Origin of the sequence: Curtobacterium sp. ODYSSEY 48 V2 (assembly GCF_023712625.1) — a bacterium.
Taxonomy (GTDB): Bacteria; Actinomycetota; Actinomycetes; order Actinomycetales; family Microbacteriaceae; genus Curtobacterium.
The window spans coordinates 143,405-162,848 of the sequence record NZ_JAMAXX010000007.1 but is presented as its reverse complement, the minus strand read 5'-3'; the positions used below and the strand labels follow the sequence as shown (position 1 = coordinate 162,848).

Sequence of the window (19,444 nt, the reverse complement as noted above, 5' to 3'; positions counted from 1 at the left end):
CGCGACCGGCGAGACGGTGCGGGTGCGGCCCGACCGCCGGGCGGTCGCGTCAGGAGCCACCGGCCGCCGCCCACAGGCGGCGTGCGTTCGCGAGTCCGCGCTCGACCGCGTCGACGTCGTCCTCGAGTCCCTCGAACTCGATCGACACCGGCCCGTCGAACCCGCTGGCGACGATCCGCTCGACGATCCGGCCGAGCGGCAGGTCGCCGTGCCCGACCACCGTGCCGAGGACGGCGCGACCGGCCAGCGTGGTGAGCCACCCGTCCGCCGCCGGCGGGGTCTCGCGCACCAGGAAGTCCTTGAGGTGCACGACCGCTGCGACCGGCAGCACCCGCTGCACCGCGCGCAGCGGGTCGTCGTCGAGGCAGACGAAGTTGCCGACGTCGAGCAGCGCGCCGAAGCCCGGGTGGTCGACCTCGTGCACCAGTCGCAGGATCCGCTCGCTGTCGTTGAAGGCGAAGCCGTGGTTCTCGACCATCGTCGTGATGCCGAGCGTCGCGGCGTGCTCGGCGACCGCGCGGCAGACCGGCACCACCTGCGCCAGCACCCGCTCGAACTCCGCGTGGTCGGCGTCCCGCCAGGCCCAGGGAACGACGTCGTGGCGGAGGTGCGTGATGCCGAGCCGGTGTGCGACGTCGAGGTGCTCGTGGACGCGGGCGACCTCGGCGTCGACGGTCGCCGGGTCCGAGAAGTCCGCACCGATCACGTGGTTCGCGAGCCCGATCCCGCGGGCGGCGGCGTGCTCGCGCAACCGGTCGACGAGCTCGGGCTGCCGGGGGAGGTCGTCGCCGAACCCGCCCGCGGCGATCTCGAGGTGCTCGCCGCCGGCGTCCGCGACCCGGTCGACGACGTCGAGGATCGTCAGTGCACCGCGCTGGAGCGAGCGGGCGTAGCTGTAGGAGGACACTCCGAGTCGCATGGCGCGACCCTAGCCGCAGTCGGTGCGCCGCCACCAGGGGTGCTGCCCTGGCGTTGCGGGGACCACGGCAGGCGGCGGAAGAGCGGCATGAGCGGCTGCACCATCGGGCCGATCGCGAACGCCGCGACCACCGTGCCGACCCCGACGTCGCCGCCGAGGAGCCACCCGACCACGACGACGGTGACCTCGATGACGGTACGGGCGAGCCACAGCGGCCAGCCGAACCGCTCGTGCACGCCGACCATCAGGCCGTCCCGGGCACCGGTGCCGAGCCCGGCGCCGATGTAGCAGGCCGTCGCGACGGCGAGCAGCGCGAGCCCCGCGGCGAACAGCAGGATCCGGGGGACCAGGCCGTCGGGCTCCGGCACGAGCCACAGCACCAGGTCGGCCGACGGGCCGATCGCCAGCACGTTGCAGAGCGTGCCGATGCCGGGCTTCTGGCGGAGCGGGATCCAGAGCAGCAGGATGACGACGCTCGACGCCACGGTGATGACGCCGAACGACCAGGGCAGCACGTTCTCCAGGCCCTGCGTCAGGACCGTCCACGATCCGACGCCGACCACGGCGCGGACCTGCAGCGCGGTCGAGGCGCCGTAGAGGAAGAGCCCGACGGCGAGCTGGACGGAGCGGAGCACGAGGGCGGTGGAGCGGCGCATGCACCGATGCTCCCGCCGGATTGGCCTGGCCGTCGAGAGCCAATCGGGCTAGCGTGGCCCCGTGCCCCCGGTCTCCCTCAGCGCCCGTGCCGCCGCCCTCCTGCTCGCCGACTGGCGCGACGGCACCGACGCCCCCGCGTACGAGGCCCTGTCCGACGCCGTCCGCGTGCTCGTCATCGACGGCCGGGTGCCGCTGGGCGTCCGGTTGCCCGCCGAACGCGGGCTCGCCGAGGCCCTCGGCGTCTCCCGGACGACCGTCGCGAACGCCTACGCCCGGCTGCGGGACGACGGGTTCGTGGTGTCGCTGCGCGGGTCCGGCAGCGTCGTGCACCTGCCGCGCGACCTGGCCGGTCGGCCCGACCCCGAGCGACTCGGCGGCGTGGTGCCCGGGGACCTGCTCGACCTGCGGAAGGCCGCCCTGCACGCCGCACCCGAGGTCGCCGACGCCGTCGAGCGGGCGGTCCGGTCCGTGCCCGCCGCGCTCGCCGGCATCGGCTACGACACCGTCGGCGACCCCGGGCTCCGCGCGGCGATCGCGGACCGGTACACCGAGCGCGGGTTGCCCACCGACCCCTCGCAGGTGGTCGTCACGATCGGTGCCCAGCACGCGATCGCACTGCTCGCCCGCGTCCTCGTGCGCCGCGGCGACACCGTGCTCGTCGAGTCGCCGACGTACCCGCACGCGCACGAGGCCTTCCGCGAGGCCGGTGCGCGACTCGTCGGCGTGCCCGTCGACGCCCGCGCCGGCTGGGACGCGGCAGCGCTCGAGACGACCCTGCGCCGGACGGCCCCGGCGGTCGCCTACGTCATGCCCGAGCTCCACAACCCGACCGGGGCGACCATGACGGCGGACACCCGGCGGCTGCTGCTCGACGTCGCCGCGACGACCGGCACGACCGTGGTCGCCGACGAGACGATGGGGGAGCTCCGCATCGACGGGGACCCCGCGCCGCCGCTCGCCGCGGCCGACCCGTCGGGCGCCTCGGTCGTGATGATCGGCTCCGCCGCGAAGGTCTTCTGGGGCGGCCTGCGCATCGGTTGGGTCCGGGCCGCACCGGAGCTCCTCCAGCGCCTGCTGCTCGCCCGCCCGACGGGCGACCTCGGCACGCCGGTCCTCGACCAGCTCGTCGCGCGCGAGCTCGTGCCGCGCACGGCGGCCGTCCTGGAGGGGCGGCGCACCTTCCTGCGCGCCGGTCGCGACGAGCTCGTGGCCGGCCTGCGCGCCCGGCTGCCGGAGTGGGACGTCCCGTCGCCGGCAGGCGGGTTGACGACGTGGGTCGGGCTCGGCCGTCCGGTGTCGAGCGCACTCGTCCTGGCCGCGCGGGCCGAGGGGGTGCTCCTGGCGTCGGGTGGGGTGTTCGGCCCCGACGGCGGGTTCGAGCGGTTCCTCCGGGTGCCCTGGACGACGGCCGCGGCGGACCGGGAGCGCCTGGTCGACGTGCTCGGGCGCGCGTGGTCGCGGATCGGTGGCGAGGCAGCAGGCACCCGGGGGTCACTCGCCGCGGTGGTCTGAACGCCCGGCCGTCCACAGGTGCACGTTCGTCCACGGACCTGCGCCGGGCGGTCTGGTTCGCAGGTGGAACTGCGAGGATCGGCACGTGCACCTCCTCTCGGTCTTCAGCCTCCGGAACCGCGCCCTCATCGCGCTCGTCACGATCGTCGTCGCGGTGTTCGGCGGCGTCGCCCTGACGAACCTCAAGCAGGAGCTCATCCCGAGCGTCCAGTTCCCCCAGGTGGCGATCGTCAGCGCCTACCCCGGCGCGACACCGGAGGTGGTGTCGAACGACGTCTCGACGAAGATCGAGCAGGCGATCCAGGTCGTGCCGAACCTCGAGTCGACGAGTGCGACCTCCTCGACCGGGCAGAGCGTGGTGTCCGCCTCGTTCGACTACGGGTCGAACCTGGCCAGCGCCGAGGACAAGATCCAGACCGCGGTGAACGCCCTGTCGCTGCCGGACACCGTGCAGACCCAGATCGTCACCGGGTCCTTCGACGACCTGCCCGTGCTGCAGCTCGCCGTCACCGCCTCGGGCAACCAAGAGCAGCTCGTCGACCGGCTGAACGCCACGGCGGTGCCCGACCTCGAGAAGCTCGACGGCGTGCGGCAGGCCGACGTCTTCGGCAACCCCGGCCGCCGCATCGTGATCACCCCGGACGAGGACGAGCTCGCGGCACGGGGGCTCACGACGCAGTCGATCTCGGACGCCCTCGACGACAACGGCACGCTGATCCCCGGTGGCACGATCACGCAGGACGGCTCGACCCTCTCGGTGCAGACCGGGCAGCGCATCGCGTCGCTCGACGACATCCGCGGGCTGCCCCTGACGGCGTCGAGCGGGTCCGGGTCGTCCGGCTCGTCGACCGGTGGATCGTCCACGGGCGGTGCTGCGACGGACTCCGGCAGTGCCGCGGGCGCTCCCGGCAGCACCGGCACGGCCACCGGCTCCGCGGGTTCCGGGGACGGCACCGCGGGCGGGACGGCCGCGGGCCAGGGCCAGACCGGTGCGACCGGCACCGGGACGACCGCGACCGGCGGTGCGGGCGGGAGCACCGCCTCCACGCCGACCTCGCTCGGTGACGTCGCGACGGTGCAGATCGAGGAGTCGCCGCGCACCTCGATCAGCCGCGTCGACGGCAAGACCGCGCTGACCATCGCGATCACGAAGACGCAGGAGGCGAACACCGTCGACGTCTCCGAGACGGTGAAGGCCGCACTGCCCGGCATCGAGGCCAAGGTCACCGGCGACCCGCAGTTCACCGTGGTGTTCGACCAGGCGCCCTACATCCAGCAGTCCATCGACTCCCTGGCGGAGGAGGGCCTGCTCGGCCTCGGGTTCGCGGTCGTCGTCATCCTGGTGTTCCTGCTGTCGTGGCGGTCGACGCTGGTGACCGCGATCTCGATCCCGACCTCGGTGCTGCTCGCCGCGATCGGCATGCAGGCCGCCGGCTACACCCTCAACATCATCACGCTCGCCGCGCTCACCATCGCGATCGGCCGCGTGGTCGACGACTCGATCGTCGTCATCGAGAACATCAAACGGCACCTGCAACCCGGCGTCGACCGCGGGCGGGCGGTGCTCGACGCCGTGCGCGAGGTCGCCGGGGCGGTCACCGCCTCGACGCTCACGACCGTTGCGGTCTTCCTGCCGGTCGCGTTCGTCGCCGAGCTCGTCGGCGAGCTGTTCCGGCCCTTCGCGCTCACGGTCACGATGGCGTTGCTCGCGTCGCTGTTCGTGTCGCTGACGATCGTGCCCGTGCTCGCGTACTGGTGGCTCCGGGCGCCGAAGACGCACCGGCACGCGGCGGTGCCGACCACCGGATCGACCGAGACCGGGTCGACCGAGACCGTGCCCGCGAGCTCGTCGGCACCGGTGTCGGCTGCGTCCGGGGCGGCTGGACCGACGTCGACCGGGGCGCTGACCTCGGCCGACGACCTGCACGACGCCGGGACGTCCGACCGGCTGCGTCGCGGGTACCTGCCCGTCCTCCGCTGGGCGGTCGGCCGCCCGGCGCTCGTCCTCGTGCTCGCCCTGGTCGTCCTCGGCGGCACCGCAGCGGCCGTGCCCTTCGTCAAGACGAACTACCTCGGCGACTCCGGGCAGAACACCTTCACCGTGACGCAGGACCTCGAGCCGGGCACCAGTCTCGACGAGCAGTCGGACGCCGCGCGCAAGGTCGAGCGGGTGCTGCAGGACGTCTCCGGCGTCGAGACCGTGCAGACCACGATCGGGTCGAGCGGCCAGTCCATCCAGGCCGCCTTCGGCGGCGGTGCATCTGCCTCCGTGCAGTACAACGTCACGACCGACGCCGGGGTGGACCAGACGACGATCCAGTCCGAGGCCCGCGACCGCATCGAGCGGATCGACGGCGTCGGCGAGGTCAGCCTGTCGAGCGCCGGTGGCGGCTTCGGCGGGTCGAGCGACATCGAGGTGGACGTCACCGCGCCGACCCAGGCCGAGCTGCAGACCGCGGCGGAGAAGGTCCTCACCGAGATGCGCGGCGTCGACGGCACCACCGCGGCGTCGAGCAACCTGTCCGCCGCCGAGCCGTACCTGGCCGTCCGGGTCGACCGGACGAAGGCCGCCGAGCGCGGGCTCACCGAGACCCAGGTCGGCGGGATCGTCGCCGCTGCGGTCTCGCCGCGGGACACCGGCAGCGTCGAGATCGACGACGCCACCCTCGACGTCTACATCGCCGACCCGGAGCCGCCGACCACCATCGACGCGCTGAAGTCGCTGTCGATCCCGACCGCGAGCGGCGAGGTCCCGCTGACCGACGTCGCGACGGTCGAGCAGTCCGACGGCCCGACCACCATCACCACGTCGAACGCCGTCCGCACGGCGACCATCACGGTCACGCCCGACTCGACGAACCTCGGACAGGCGGTGCAGAACGTCACGACGGCCGTCGATGCCCTCGACCTGCCGAAGGGTGCGTCGGCGACGATCGGCGGTGTGGCGTCGAGCCAGTCGTCGGCGTTCAGCCAGCTGCTGCTCGCCGTGCTCGTCGCGATCCTGATCGTCTACGTGATCATGGTCGCGACCTTCCGGAGCCTGCTGCAGCCGATCCTGCTGCTGCTCTCGGTGCCGTTCGCGGCGACCGGTGCGCTGCTCCTGCAGATCGTCACGGGCATCCCGCTCGGGGTCGCGTCGCTCATCGGCCTGCTCATGCTCGTCGGCATCGTCGTCACGAACGCGATCGTGCTCATCGACCTCGTCAACCAGTACCGCCGCCGTGGGCTCCGCGTCCGCGAGGCACTGATCGAGGGAGCGACCCGCCGCCTCCGGCCGATCCTCATGACGGCGCTCGCGACGATCTTCGCGCTGCTGCCGATGGCGGTCGGGCTGACGGGGAAGTCGGGCTTCATCTCGCAGCCGCTCGCCCTGGTGGTGATCGGCGGTCTGGTGTCCTCGACGCTGTTGACCCTCGTCGTGCTGCCGGCGCTGTACTCGGTGGTGGAGGGCTTCCGGGAACGCCGGGCCGACCGGCGGGCGGAGCGGGAGGCGGCAGCAGAGCACTGACACCGGGCGCCGGGGTCCGGACGCTCGAGGCGTCAGTCGCGTGTGCCGGACCGAGGGCGCCGGACCGCGGGCGCCGGGTGTTGGGCGTCAGACGGCGGACGCCGGGGTCCGGATGCCCGAGACCCGCGTCAGTCGCGGGTGCCGGACTCCTCGGCGTCGACCTGCCGGAACCACGACACGAGCACGCAGGTCAGGGTCACGAGGAACACGACGGCGGAACCCTGGGCGGCGATCGCCATGTGCCCGGTGGCCGCCGAGTATCCGCCGAAGGCCACGGCGGCGGCGAACGACAGTCCGAGCAGCAGCTCCGCGTACGTCCGGACGGAAGTCCGGGTGGGCCACTCGGTGACGGGGCGCGCGGGACGGCTCGTGGTGTCGGTCACCCCTCGAGTGTGCGCGGACGCCCCAGCCCCCGCACACCCGAGTCCGGGTGCCACCCGCACGGGGCACGGCCCGGCCGGACCCGTCAGCGGAGACGGTCGCGGAGGAACGCCACCACCCGCTCGCTCATCGCCCGGTCGAGCTGGGCGATCGAGTGCGCCGTCCCCTCGACCGCGACGAACGTCACGGGGACGTCGTGCTCGCGCAGGGTGGCGACGAACTCCTGCGACTCCCACAGCGGGATGAACTCGTCGGTGGAGTGCCCCACGAAGAACGGAGCGGTCTCGTCGGTGACGTGGTACCCCGGCGAGGCCGCCCGTGCCGCCGGGCACGTCGTGTAGTCCCGGCAACCGAGGTAGAGCAGCTGCTTCCGCTGGAACGACGCCGACACCCCGTCCGGCTCGGTCGACCGCGTCGTGAGGTCGGTCGGACCGCTGAGGTCGACGACCGCGCGGATGCGGTCACCGGCGGCCCACGCGGCCGACTCGTGGTCGGTCACCGCGAGCATCGCCACGAGGTTGCCTCCCGCGCTGCCGCCGAAGAGCCCGACGCGGTCCGGGTCGATGTCGTAGGTCCCCAGCGTCGCGGGTCGGAACACCCAGTCGAGCGCTCGGCGGACGTCGTCGAGCCCCGCCGGGAACGGGTCCGTCGGTGCGAGGCGGTAGTCCACGTTCACGGTGACGAAGCCCTCGGACGCCAGGTACTGGCACACCGCCCGGTAGGCGGCGGTTGCCTTGTCACCGTGCGACCAGCTGCCCCCGTGGACGAGCATCACGGCCGGTCGGCCGCCGGCAGCACGGGTGTCCCGTGCGTCCGCGCGCGCAGTGGCGTCACCGGCCGGCGTCGCTGGCGTCGACGTCGGGGCCGTCGGGGTCGCCGTGGTGTCCGGTGCGCTGTCGGGCGGCAGGCACACGTCGAGGCGCTGCAGCGGTTCCCGACCGTATGGCACGTCGGCGACGACCTCGATGCCGGGGTAGCGCAGCGACAGCGGGTAGATCACGGGGTCGGCGGTGACGACGTCGTCACGGTCGCCCGCCGGTGTGCCGCTGCACGACCCGAGCACGGCCGTCGCCACGAGCGCGGTGAGGAGCGCGAGCAGGGTGCGGCCGGTCTTCATCGACGTCCACGCTAATCCCGCCCGCTCGGCGCTGCGTCCGCCGTCCGGACGAGTGGGCTCCTCCCCGCGGCCGAGCCGGGCGTACCTGGTCGAACCGGGCGTACCTGGTCGTCCCGTGCATACCTGGTCGTCCCGGGCGTACCTGGTCGTCCCGGGCGTACCTGGTCGAACAGATCGACCAGGTGTGCCCGATCTCGCCAGGTCCACCCGAAGTCACCGGGCGCCCGGGCCGCCCGATCTCGCCAGGTACGCCCGATCTCGCCAGGGACGCCGGGATCCGCCGGGTGCCAGGATGGGCACGAGACCCGCAGGAGGACCCGTGAGCCGTCGCAAGGCCTGGAACACCGACCCCGAACCGCTGCTCCGCGTCGAGGAGGGTTTCCGCCTCGACCGCGTCGACCCCGACGGCACGCCGGGCTTCCCCGGCCGCAAGATCGACGGGCTCGAGGCCCTCGCCGCCGGTGCCGACCGCCTCGCCGCCCTGCAGGAACGCCTGCACGCCGCGAGCACCGCCGGCGACCAGCGTCGTGTGCTCCTCGTGCTGCAGGCGATGGACACCGCGGGCAAGGGCGGCATCGTCTCGCACGTCGTCGGCGCGGTCGACCCGAACGGCGTCCACTACGCGGGCTTCGGGGTGCCCACCGCCGAGGAGCGCGAGCACGACTTCCTCTGGCGCATCGAACGGCAGCTCCCCGCGGCGGGGCAGCTCGGTGTGTTCGACCGATCCCACTACGAGGACGTCCTCGTCCAGAAGGTGCGCGCGTTCGCCCCGCCCGAGGAGATCGAGCGTCGGTACGGCGCGATCGTCGACTTCGAGGACCGTCTGGTCGAGCAGGGCACGACGATCGTCAAGGTCATGCTGCACATCTCGAAGGACGAGCAGCGCGAGCGCCTCGGCGACCGGCTGGACCGCCCCGACAAGCACTGGAAGTTCACCCCGGGCGACATCGACGAGCGTCTGCTGTGGGACGAGTACCAGCAGGCGTACCAGACGGTGTTCGAGCGCACCTCGACGGCCCGGGCACCCTGGTACGTCGTCCCCGCGAACCGCAAGTGGTACGCCCGACTCGCCGTGCAGCAGCTCCTGCTCCGCGCGCTCGAGGACCTCCAGCTCACCTGGCCCGCCGCCGACTTCGACGTGGCCGAGCAGCGACGGCGGCTCGCGGAGTCCTGATCCCGCTCACGGTCTGGAGGCCCGGCACCCCTCCGCCCCGCGGCCGACGGCCCGCGCGCGGCCGGTAGCCGGTCGATCGGGGCTGGCCAGGCGGGCTCGTGTCACGTAGACTCGATCGGTCGGCCTTCGGCACCGCGGTATGTGACCGCGGGTTTCGTTTGGGTGTGTGTGCGCTCGAGGGCTGGATTCACGTCGATCCGCGACGGGAAGAACCCCCTCCCCGCTGAAGAGCCCCCGCCGATGTCGCTGCCGGGCGCTGTGGGACGTCTGCACCCCGGAAAGTAGCAATGGCCCCGTACGACAAGGGCGCGCGTCAGCGTGCCGACGACCGAGTCCGCCACGCGAACGGCACGCCCGCCGCTCGCAGCAGCAAGCACCGCGGGTACCGCGCCGCCGACCCGGCCCAGCCGCGGCAGAAGCAGCGCTGGGACGCCGAGGAGCGTCGCGGCCGCGCATCGCAGGGCGAGCGCCCGGCTCGCCCGAACTGGGAGCCGCGCGACGGCGGCCAGCGCCGTGACGACCGCGGCGGACGCGGGTTCGACCGTGACCGTGGTGGTCGTGGCCACGACCGCGACGACCGTGCTCCGCGTCGGTTCGACCGTGACGACCGTGCCCCTCGTCGTGAGGACGACCGTGGTGCTCGTCGGTTCGACCGCGACGACCGTGCTCCGCGTCGGTTCGACCGCGACGACCGCGCTCCCCGTCGTGATGACGACCGTGCCCCGCGTCGATTCGACCGTGACGACCGTGCTCCGCGTCGGTTCGATCGCGACGACCGCGCTCCCCGTCGCGATGACGACCGTGCCCCGCGTCGGTTCGACCGCGACGACCGTGCCCCGCGTCGGTTCGATCGTGACGACCGTGCCCCCCGTCGTGACGACGACCGTGCCCCGCGTCGGTTCGATCGTGACGACCGTGCCCCCCGTCGCGATGACGACCGTGGTGCTCGTCGGTTCGACCGTGACGACCGTGCCCCGCGCCGGTTCGACCGCGACGACCGCGCTCCCCGTCGTGACGACGACCGTGGTGCCCGACGCCCCGACCGCGACGACCGTCCGCAGCGCCGGTCGTTCGACCGTGACGACCGTGCCCCGCGTCGCTTCGACCGTGACGACCGTGCCCCGCGCCGGTTCGACCGCGACGACCGCCCGCAGCGCCGCTCCTCCGACGACGACCGCGCGCCCCGCCGCGACCGCGACGACTCGCGCCCGGCCTACGTCCCCGCGGACGACGTCAAGCTCGAGAAGCTCCAGGCCGAGGCGACCGTCGCGGCCGACGTCGAGGGCGTGACCTTCGCCGACCTCGGCATCGGCGGCAACATCTCCCGCGCCCTGGCCGAGATGGGTGCCACGGCCCCGTTCCCGATCCAGGCGGCGACGATCCCCGACGTGCTGTCCGGCAAGGACGTCCTCGGCCGTGGCCGCACCGGTTCCGGCAAGACGATCGCGTTCGGTGCGCCCCTGGTCGAGAAGCTCATGGAGCACGGCGGCGGCACGAAGCGCAAGATGGGCCGCGCCCCGCGTGCGCTCATCCTCGCCCCGACCCGTGAGCTCGCCCTGCAGATCGACCGCACGGTGCAGCCGATCGCCCGTTCGGTGGGCCTCTTCACGACGCAGATCTACGGCGGTGTGCCCTACGGCCGCCAGGAGGGTGCCCTCGAGCGTGGCGTCGACATCATCGTCGGCACGCCCGGCCGGGTGCAGGACCTCATGAACAAGGGGAAGCTCGACCTCAGCGAGGTCGTCGTCTCCGTGCTCGACGAGGCCGACCACATGTGCGACCTCGGGTTCCTCGAGCCGGTGCGCGAGATCCTCTCCGCGACGGCCGAGGTCACGCCGCAGGGCAACCGCGCCCAGAAGCTCCTGTTCAGCGCCACGCTCGACGCCCAGGTGGCATCGCTCGTGTCGGAGTTCCTGCACGAGCCGAGCGTCCACGAGGTCGCCGGCGAGGACCAGGCGTCCTCGACCATCGACCACCGCGTGCTGGTCGTCGAGCAGCGCCAGAAGGACCAGGTGCTCGAGGAGCTCGTCGCCGGCGACGGCAAGACGATCGTCTTCGCCCGCACCCGGGCCTACGCCGAGCGCCTGGCCGACCAGTTCGAGGACGCTGGCATCCGGGCGACCTCGCTCCACGGTGACCTCAACCAGTCGCGCCGCACGCGCAACCTGCAGCTGCTCACGAGCGGCCGCGTGAACGTCCTCGTCGCGACGGACGTCGCGGCGCGCGGCATCCACGTCGACGACGTGTCGCTCGTCGTGCAGGCGGACGCCCCGGACGACTACAAGGCGTACATGCACCGCTCCGGCCGCACCGGCCGTGCCGGCAAGGAGGGCACCGTCGTCACGCTCGTCCCGCGTGGCCGCGTCCGGAAGATCGAGGGCATCCTCGAGAACGCCGAGATCGAGGCGGACCTCGTGCAGGCCGCCCCCGGCGACGGCATCGTCGCGGAGCTCGCGGCGCGCTAGACGCGACCACCTCGACGGACGGGAGGCACGGAGCCAGCTGGCACCGTGCCTCCCGTCCGACCGTCCCGCAGGACGCAACGTCGGCGGTCCCGCGCAGCGCGACGACGCTGCGAGCGACCACCGACGTTGCGTTCCGCGGAAGGGGTCAGCGGCTGAAGAAGAGCAGGCCGCGCACGTAGCCGGCCTGGCCGGCGTGCTGCGTGCAGTCGTCGAGGATGCTGACGAGCCGTGCGCCGCGGGTCACCGGCGGGTCCCAGGCGTCGTCGACGACGGCGTCGAGGTCCTCCGGCGCCAGCGTCGCGACGTACGCGACCGTCCGCTCGTGGACCGCGCGGAGGTAGCCGTTCAGCAGGTCCGCCGAGGCGCGCACGCGACCGACGTCGTCGCGCGACATCCCGTACCCGAGCGCGTCGGCCGGGAACGGCAGGTCGAACCGATCGACCCAGCCGTCCGCGGTCCAGACCTGCTCGGAGCCGGCGAGGTCGGCGACCTGCGCGTCCTGCCCGCGAGCGATGTGCCAGGCGAGCCACGCGAGGGTGTTCGCGCCGGCCGCCGGGCGAGCGGCGAGCTGGTCCGCGGACAGACCGTCGAGCGCACGCTCGACCGTCTCGGGGACGCGGGAGAACGCTTCGGTGAGGAGTTCGGCAGGGGTCATGCGGCCGACGCTACGCGGCGGGTGCGGGCCCTGCTCCAGGGCCCCGGTCCGCGCTCAGCGGGCGGTGGCCGCGCGGTGCCGCCGGTCGAGCGCTGCGCCGATGTCCTCGAGGGCAGCCGCGACGCCGTTCCGCTCGGTGGCGGGGACGGCCTCGCTGAAGGCCGAGGCGTACGCGGCGCTGACGGCCCGTGCGACGGCTGCGCCCGACGGCGTCAGGTGCACGAGGATGCTCCGCCGGTCGCCCGGGTTCGGGCGTCGCTCGAGGTGCCCGTGGCGCTCGAGCCGGTCGAGCAGCGAGGTCATCGCACCGGTGCTCAGCTCGAGGACGTCGCCGGCCTGCTTCGGTGTCGTCGCCTGCCCCTCCGATGCCGCGAGGTGCACCAGGAAGCGCGTGTCGGTGATGCCGAGGCCCTGCGCGGCGCTCTCGTGCGCGAGGACCCGAGCGTGCCGGACCTGCAGGACCCGGAAGGCCGCGATCATCCGTGCGAGCCCGGCGTCGTCCGCGGCCGTGCCGACACGGTGCGCCGGTGCCGGGTCGCCGATCGCGAGGTCGCTCTCGAGGTCGCTCTCGAGGTCGATCTCGACGTCGGGGGAGACCGGGGCCGGGGGGAGGCCGGTCGTGACGGTCAGGGGAGGCAGGGCGGGGGAGGTGTCCGTCACGGGGTGGCTCTTCTCGGGTGGTGATCGCGGCGGCGATCGACGGGACGCGGGCGGACCCGGGTCAGAGGTCCATGCAACAAGTATCTCAACGATTGAGACACCCCCCAACAATGGGGTCATTGCTTCTCTTGTCATCAACACGTTCGACAAGTAGCTTGATCGCCGTAGTACACAGGCACCGTAGCGCGACCAACCACCGCGGGTCCGGAGCCACCACCGATCAGAATCTCTCCTCCGGAGGACAACCATGTCCCGTGTGTCCCCTCGCGCCGCCCGTCTCGCCGCCTGGATCGCCGTGCCCGCCGCTCTCGTCGCCTCGGGCGTCGTCGTGTCGACCGCCTCGTACTCGGCCTTCTCGGCCACCACCACGAACCCCACCAGCAACTGGACCGCCGGCACCGTCGCGCTGTCGGACGACGACGCGAACACCGCGCTCTTCACCGCTGCGAACCTCAAGCCCGGCTCGACCGACAGCAAGTGCATCACCGTGACCTCCACCGGGTCGCTGCCGTCGACCGTGAAGCTCTACGCGACCTCGCCGTCGACCTCGAGCGTGCTCGCGCAGAACACCACGATCAAGATCGAGCAGGGCACCGGCGGCGGCTTCTCGTCGTGCTCGGGCTTCACCCCCGCAGCGACCGGCGGGACCCTCTTCGAGAACACGCTCCCGAACCTCGGGACGCAGGCGACGAACTTCGCCTCCGGCCTCGGTGCGTGGACCACGACCGGTGCCGCCAGCGAGACCCGGGTCTACAGGGTCACGTACACCGTCTCCGCGAACACCCCGAACGCGGCGCAGGGCACCAACGCCCAGATCGGTCTCACCTGGGAGGCCCAGAACAACTAGCAGGGCACCTCGCCCGTCACCACGCCCCCGGTCGAAGGCAGTCATGGTCAGCATCGCAGTGCACGGTGGTCACACCCCGCACGACGTGCTCCACGACGTCGTCGACTGGGGGCGTGTCGTCGTCGCGACCGCGGCCCGGGCCGTCGTCGCGACGCTCCTCGGGCTCGCGCTGTGGTCGGCCGCCCCGGCGCTCCTCGGCTGGCACCCGACCACCGTGATGACCGGGTCGATGGCACCGCGCCTCGCGCCGGGCGACGTCGTGGTGTCGCGACCGGTCGCCTCGGCGGAGATCCGGCCCGGGCAGATCCTGCTCGCGGACGACCCCGACCAGCCGGGACACCTGCGGATGCACCGGTTCGTCGAACCCGGCCCGGACGGCACCGTCGTCACGAAGGGCGACGCGAACCCGCAGGTCGACTCGACGCCGATCGAGCGTTCCGCCGTGCACGGGGTCGGCTTCCTGCGGGTGCCGTCCGTCGCCACCCCGGTGCTCTGGGTCCGCGAGGGCCGCTGGGTCGAGGTCGGCACCGTCGCCCTCGCGCTCGTCGCGGTGCTCCTGCTCTGCACGGTCGACGCTCCGCTCCGTCGACGCGGTCCGCGGCACCGCGGCGACGGTGGGCACGCGGGTGACGGCGGGACCGCGGGCCACGGCCGGGAGGCACGGCTCGCCTCCGCAGCGCCGACCGCTGCGGGCGCTCCCGGCGTCCCGGACCGCCGGTCGCCACGTGCCGTCCCGCGCCACGTCGACGAGCGCGGCCGCGCCGCACGCCGCGCGGCCGTGCAGCGCGTCCCTCGCGTGGGCCAGACCGGGGTCCTCGGGCTCGTCGCCGTCGTGGTCGGGGCGAGCGCCGTGCTCGTGCCGACGCAGGCCGATGCTGCACCGTTCGGTCGGACCACGGACACGGCCGTCCGGCTCACGGCCTCCACCGTGCCGGTCGCCACCCCCCTCTCGTGCACGAACTCCAGCGGTTCGGTCGTGATCGCTTGGGACTACGCGGGCGACGAACCGAGGTCGTTCACCCTCTCCGACAACACCGGAGCCGTACTCGCGACCACGGCCGACGGGAAGGCGCGGAGTGCGTCCGTGAAGCTCACCGGTGCGCTCGCGCTCGAGACGCAGCGAACGGTGCGCATCCAGACGAACGCCGTCGGTACCTGGACGTCGGTCCCCAGTGCTCCGGTCGCGATCAAGTTCACGTCGATCGTCGGGCTCGGCGCCGGCACGAGCTGCGTGCGCTGACGTTCCTGCACAGGTACCGGCACGCGCCGGTCCTCCACAGGGCGGTACGGGCTTGCTGGTGATGTCCCCGGCCGCCGCTACCGTGGCGGCATGCGGATCCTCCACACCGGCGACTGGCACCTCGGCCGCACGCTGCTCGGTGCGGACCTGCTCGGACACCAGTCGACCTTCGCGGACTTCCTCGTCGAGACCGTCCGCGACCGCGCGGTCGACCTGGTCGTCATCGCCGGCGACGTCTACGACCGTGCGATCCCACCGGTCGACGCCGTCCGGCTGCTCTCCCGGACGCTCGAACGCCTGGCCGAGACGGCGACGGTCGTGCTGACCCCGGGCAACCACGACTCCGCCGCCCGGCTCGGCTTCGGCGCGGGGGTCATGCACGACCGCGTGCGGATCCTGGCGGAGCCGACGGGCATCGGCACGCCGGTGTTGCTCGACGACGAGTACGGCCCGGTCGCCGTGTACGGGATCCCGTACCTGCACCCCGACCTGACGCGCTACGCCCTCGCGGACGAGCCGGACGAGCCCCTCGCCCGGTCCCACCAGGCGGTCGTCGGCGCAGCCACCGCACGGATCCGAGCAGACCTGGCGGAGCGCCCGGGCACCCGCAGCGTCGTCGTCGCGCACGCCTTCGTCGGCGGGGCTGCTCCGAGCGACAGCGAGCAGGACATCCGGGTCGGCGGGGTCGACCAGGTCGCTGCCTCGGTGTTCGACGGCATCGACTACGTCGCGCTCGGACACCTGCACGGACCGCAGCGCGTGGGCGCGGGGGACCGCATCCGGTACGCCGGGTCGCCGCTCGCGTTCTCGTTCGGGGAACGGCAGCAGCGCAAGAGCGTCACCCTCGTCGAACTGGCGGCCGACGGTGGGGTCTCGGCGGAGCTGGTACCCGCGCCCGTGCCGCGGCGCCTGGTCGACGTCCGGACGAGCATGGAGGCGATCGAGTCCGGCGCGCACCGCGCGGACGCCGACGCCTGGGTCCGCGTCGCGGTCACCGACACCGTCCACCCCGAGCGGCTCTACGCCCGGGTGAAGGACCACTTCCCGCACGCGCTGGCGATCACGCACGAGCCCGCCGACCGCCCCGACCGGCAGGCGGCGCGGGCGGTCACGGCGACCTCCGACCCGGTCGAGGTCGCGGCCGACTTCGTCGCGTTCGCCACCGGCGCGACGCCGGGCGACGACGACCGCGCGGTCCTGACCGAGGCGTACGAGGCAGCGGTCCTCGCGATGCACGACGACCGGGGGCGCTGATGTACCTGCACCGACTCGAACTCCGGGCGATCGGGCCCTACCCCGAACTCGTGACGATCGACTTCGCGGCGCTCGCCGCCTCCGGGGTGTTCCTGCTCGAGGGCCCGACCGGCTCCGGCAAGTCGACCATCATCGACGCCGTGGTGTTCGCCCTGTACGGCGGGCTCGCGGGCGAGGGATCGACGCACGACCGCCTGCACAGCCAGCACGCCGACCCCGGGGTGGAACCCTTCGTGGAGCTCGTGTTCGAGACCGGTGCCGGCGTGTACCGGGTCCGCCGGACGCCGCAGTACGACCGGCCGAAGCAGCGCGGCGCAGGGACGGTGCGACAGCAGGCGTCGGCGCAGCTCTTCCGGCTCGCACACCCCGGCGACGTCGTCGGTGAGCCGGTGTCCTCGCGGATCCCGGAGATCGGGCTCGAGGTCGCTCGGGTCGTCGGACTCGACCGTGCACAGTTCCTGCAGACGGTCGTGCTCCCGCAGGGCGAGTTCGCTCGCTTCCTCCGGGCACCGGGCGAGGACCGCCGGAAGCTCCTGCAGTCGCTCTTCGGCACCCAGGTCTACGACCGCACGGCGGACGAGCTCGCCGCCCGCCGCCGCGAGGTCCAGGCCGAGGTGGAGTCCGCCGACGCCCGGGTGCGGGACGCGCTGAGCCGCTTCGCCCAGGCCGCCGGTGTCGTCGACGCCGACGAGGCCTCGGTGCCGGGGACCCTCGACGCGCTGCGCGCCGTGGCCACGGCGACCGCAGCAGATCGCACCGACGCGGTCGCGGCGGCGGAACGCGCCCGGGTGCACGAGCACGACGTGGCCGCGCGACTGCAGGCCAGGGCGCGACGTGCCGCGCTCCTCGATCGTCGCCGCGCCCTCGACGACGCCGCATCCCGGGTCGAGGCCGCCCGCGCCCGGCTCGCGCTCGCCGAACGGGCCGGCCGGGTCACGACGCCGGCACAGGGGCTCGACGCCGCCCGCTCCCGTGCTGACGAGCACCGTCGCCGAGCGCACGACCTCCGTGCGCGCCTCGGTGTCCCGTCGGACGTCGACACCGCCGCACGCCGCGCCGACCTCGCCACCTGCGTCGCGGCGGTCCGGCACCTCGTCGCGGTCGAGGCCACGCTCGACGACCGCCGACGGGCCCGCACGGACGCCGCCGACCGGGCCGCACTGCTCGTCCGACGGGTGGCCGAGCTCGACCGTGCGCTCGAGGCTCGTCCCGCCGGTCGGGCCGCGCTCGTCGAGGAAGCCCGGACCGCGGCCACCGCCGCGGGCGACGCCGAGGCCGCCCGCGCCGAGGTCGAGCGCCTCCGGCAGCTGCGCGCAGACCTCGACGCCCGTGACGCCGCGGCCGCCGCCGTGCACCGGGCGGAGCAGGTGGTGGCCGACCGTCGCGTCCGCGCCGAAGCGCTCCTGCGGACCGAGCAGGCCCTGCGCACCCGCCGCATCGCCGGACTGGCGGGCGAACTCGGCGCGGCACTCGTCCCGGGCGACCCCTGTCCCGTGTGCGGCGCGCTCGAGCACCCGGACGTCGCCCTGCCGCAGGACGACCACCCGGACGCAGCCGCCGTCGACGAAGCCGCCGACGCGTCACGCGCCGCCGACGGCGCCCTCGCCGAGGCGGCGTCCGCGCTCGCCGTCGAGCGTGCCGCCCTCGAACGACTGCGCGTCGCCGTCGGGGAGACGGACGCCGACGCCCTGGCGACCCGAGCCGCGGTCGCCGACGCCCGCGTGCAGGCCGCCCACGCGGCGGCAGTCCGCGTGGCCGAGGTCGAGCAGCAGCGGACGGCGTACGACGACGAGACCCGGGCACTCGAGCGCGAGCACAACGCCGTGCAGGCCGACCACGCCGTCCTCGTGGCGACGAGCGGGGCAGAGGGATCGCGCCTCGACCAGGACGCCGCTGCCGTGACGGACGCCCGACAGCGCGCAGCGACCCTCGCCGCGGGCTCCTGGGACGCATCCGCCGACACCGCCGGCCGCATCGACGGGACGTCGGACGACCGCTCCCTCGCGCAGCTGGTCCGGCAGCTCGACGACCTCGTCGCACGAGCCGACGAGGTCGCGGTCGCCGAGTCGCAGGCCACGACGGCGGCACAGGCCGTGCGCGAGCGGTCCGCCGAGGTCGACCTGGCGCTGACCGAGCAGGGCTTCGACACGCTCGACGCGGCCCGGGCAGCACTGCTCCAGCCGGATGCGTCGGCCGCACTACAGGCCGAGGTCGTCGCCGCCGAGCGGGAGCGTGCCGTCGTCGACGCCGGGCTCGTCGAACCGGCGGTGGTGGCAGCCGCCGCCGACGAGGGCTCCGTCGATGCCGAGGCCACCGTCGCGCTCGACCTGGACGCCGCCCGCACCGCGACCGTCGCCGCTGCCGAGCGTGCCGACGAGGCCACCCGCGCGGCGGTGTCGGCGTCCGACCGGTCGGAGGCCGCAGCCCGCTGCGCCGCCGAGGTGGTCCGTGCCGTCGGTGCTCGCGACGACACGTCGGCACGCAGCCGCGCCGTGGTCCGCCTGGCCGACGTCGCGAACGGTGTCACCGCCGTGAACCCGAGCGGGATCACCCTCGGCACCTACGTGCTCATGCGGCGCTTCGAGGACGTCGTCGCCGCGGCCAACGACCGGCTGCGGGGCATGCTCGGAGGGCGGTTCACCCTCGAGACGTCCGACGAGCGCGAGGCCGGGTCGCGAGCCCGCCGGACCGGCCTCGCGCTGGCCGTCCACGACCACACCACCGACACCCGGCGCGCTCCGGGGAGCCTGTCCGGCGGCGAGACCTTCACGGTGTCGCTCTGCCTGGCACTCGGGCTCGCCGACGTCGTGCAGGCCGAGGCCGGCGGGGTCTCGCTCGGCACCCTGTTCGTCGACGAGGGGTTCGGCACGCTGGACCCGGAGACGCTGGACGACGTCATCGGGCAGCTCGCACGCCTCACCGCCGGCGGACGGCAGGTCGGCATCGTGAGCCACGTCGAGGAGCTCAAGCAGCGCATCCCCGAGCGCATCGCCGTGCGGCGCACCGCCGAGGGCGGCTCGCGGGTCACGACCACGGTCTGACGATCCGCGCGGGC

General features: G+C 73.8%; 14 protein-coding genes. 8 read left to right on the top strand and 6 right to left on the bottom strand.

Translation table 11 applies throughout. The features are described 5' to 3' along the window. Positions 1–49 precede the first annotated feature (49 nt). Positions 50–919: a sugar phosphate isomerase/epimerase gene (locus M3666_RS12365; RefSeq protein WP_251155364.1), complete on the bottom strand. Its 870-nt coding sequence runs from the start codon at positions 917–919 to the stop codon at positions 50–52. Beyond that, entirely contained in the window at positions 862–1,575 is a 714-nt protein-coding gene (locus M3666_RS12360) for a YitT family protein (RefSeq protein ID WP_251155363.1), read from the bottom strand. The genes M3666_RS12365 and M3666_RS12360 overlap by 58 nt, the downstream gene beginning before the upstream one ends. 61 nt (positions 1,576–1,636) lie before the next feature. Between M3666_RS12360 and M3666_RS12355 the strand changes: the two genes are divergently transcribed. Then, the gene (locus tag M3666_RS12355) at positions 1,637–3,088 is read left to right on the top strand and encodes a PLP-dependent aminotransferase family protein (protein ID WP_251155362.1); all 1,452 of its coding nucleotides are present in this window, start codon (positions 1,637–1,639) and stop codon (positions 3,086–3,088) included. Between the two features lie 85 nt (positions 3,089–3,173). Further along, positions 3,174–6,596: an efflux RND transporter permease subunit gene (locus M3666_RS12350; RefSeq protein WP_251155361.1), complete on the top strand. Its 3,423-nt coding sequence runs from the start codon at positions 3,174–3,176 to the stop codon at positions 6,594–6,596. 128 nt (positions 6,597–6,724) lie between these two features. Here the strand turns inward: M3666_RS12350 and M3666_RS12345 are convergent, their stop codons facing one another. Beyond that, positions 6,725–6,979 carry a hypothetical protein gene (locus tag M3666_RS12345; RefSeq protein ID WP_251155360.1) on the bottom strand — a complete coding sequence of 85 codons (255 nt, stop codon included), beginning with the start codon at positions 6,977–6,979 and terminating at the stop codon, positions 6,725–6,727. An 83-nt stretch (positions 6,980–7,062) separates the two neighbouring features. Next, positions 7,063–8,094, bottom strand: a complete 1,032-nt coding sequence (locus M3666_RS12340; protein ID WP_066652193.1) for an alpha/beta hydrolase — start codon at positions 8,092–8,094, stop codon at positions 7,063–7,065. Positions 8,095–8,386: 292 nt separating this feature from the next. Here M3666_RS12340 and M3666_RS12335 point away from each other — a divergent pair, with 292 nt between their 5' ends. Next, entirely contained in the window at positions 8,387–9,268 is an 882-nt protein-coding gene (locus tag M3666_RS12335) for a PPK2 family polyphosphate kinase (protein WP_081984632.1), read from the top strand. 287 nt (positions 9,269–9,555) lie between these two features. Next, a complete protein-coding gene (locus M3666_RS12330) occupies positions 9,556–11,733 on the top strand; it encodes a DEAD/DEAH box helicase (protein WP_066652195.1) in 2,178 nt (725 codons plus the stop codon). Between the two features lie 145 nt (positions 11,734–11,878). Here the strand turns inward: M3666_RS12330 and M3666_RS12325 are convergent, their stop codons facing one another. Both M3666_RS12325 and M3666_RS12320 read right to left on the bottom strand, forming a co-directional pair. Next, positions 11,879–12,388, bottom strand: a complete 510-nt coding sequence (locus M3666_RS12325; RefSeq protein WP_066652197.1) for a DUF664 domain-containing protein — start codon at positions 12,386–12,388, stop codon at positions 11,879–11,881. Positions 12,389–12,442: 54 nt separating this feature from the next. After that, the gene (locus tag M3666_RS12320; protein ID WP_251155359.1) at positions 12,443–13,048 is read right to left on the bottom strand and encodes a MarR family transcriptional regulator; all 606 of its coding nucleotides are present in this window, start codon (positions 13,046–13,048) and stop codon (positions 12,443–12,445) included. 247 nt (positions 13,049–13,295) lie between these two features. On the opposite strand from M3666_RS12320, the gene M3666_RS12315 reads away from it, so the two are divergent. From M3666_RS12315 to M3666_RS12300, 4 genes are all read left to right on the top strand, one after another. Next, a complete protein-coding gene (locus M3666_RS12315; RefSeq protein ID WP_251155358.1) occupies positions 13,296–13,895 on the top strand; it encodes a CalY family protein in 600 nt (199 codons plus the stop codon). A gap of 43 nt (positions 13,896–13,938) precedes the next feature. Next, positions 13,939–15,135: a S24/S26 family peptidase gene (locus M3666_RS12310; RefSeq protein ID WP_251155357.1), complete on the top strand. Its 1,197-nt coding sequence runs from the start codon at positions 13,939–13,941 to the stop codon at positions 15,133–15,135. A gap of 90 nt (positions 15,136–15,225) precedes the next feature. Beyond that, a complete protein-coding gene (locus M3666_RS12305) occupies positions 15,226–16,389 on the top strand; it encodes an exonuclease SbcCD subunit D C-terminal domain-containing protein (protein ID WP_251155356.1) in 1,164 nt (387 codons plus the stop codon). Then, the gene (locus M3666_RS12300) at positions 16,389–19,430 is read left to right on the top strand and encodes an AAA family ATPase (RefSeq protein WP_251155355.1); all 3,042 of its coding nucleotides are present in this window, start codon (positions 16,389–16,391) and stop codon (positions 19,428–19,430) included. Before M3666_RS12305 ends, M3666_RS12300 begins: the two co-directional genes overlap by 1 nt. The last annotated feature ends 14 nt before the right edge of the window (positions 19,431–19,444 follow it).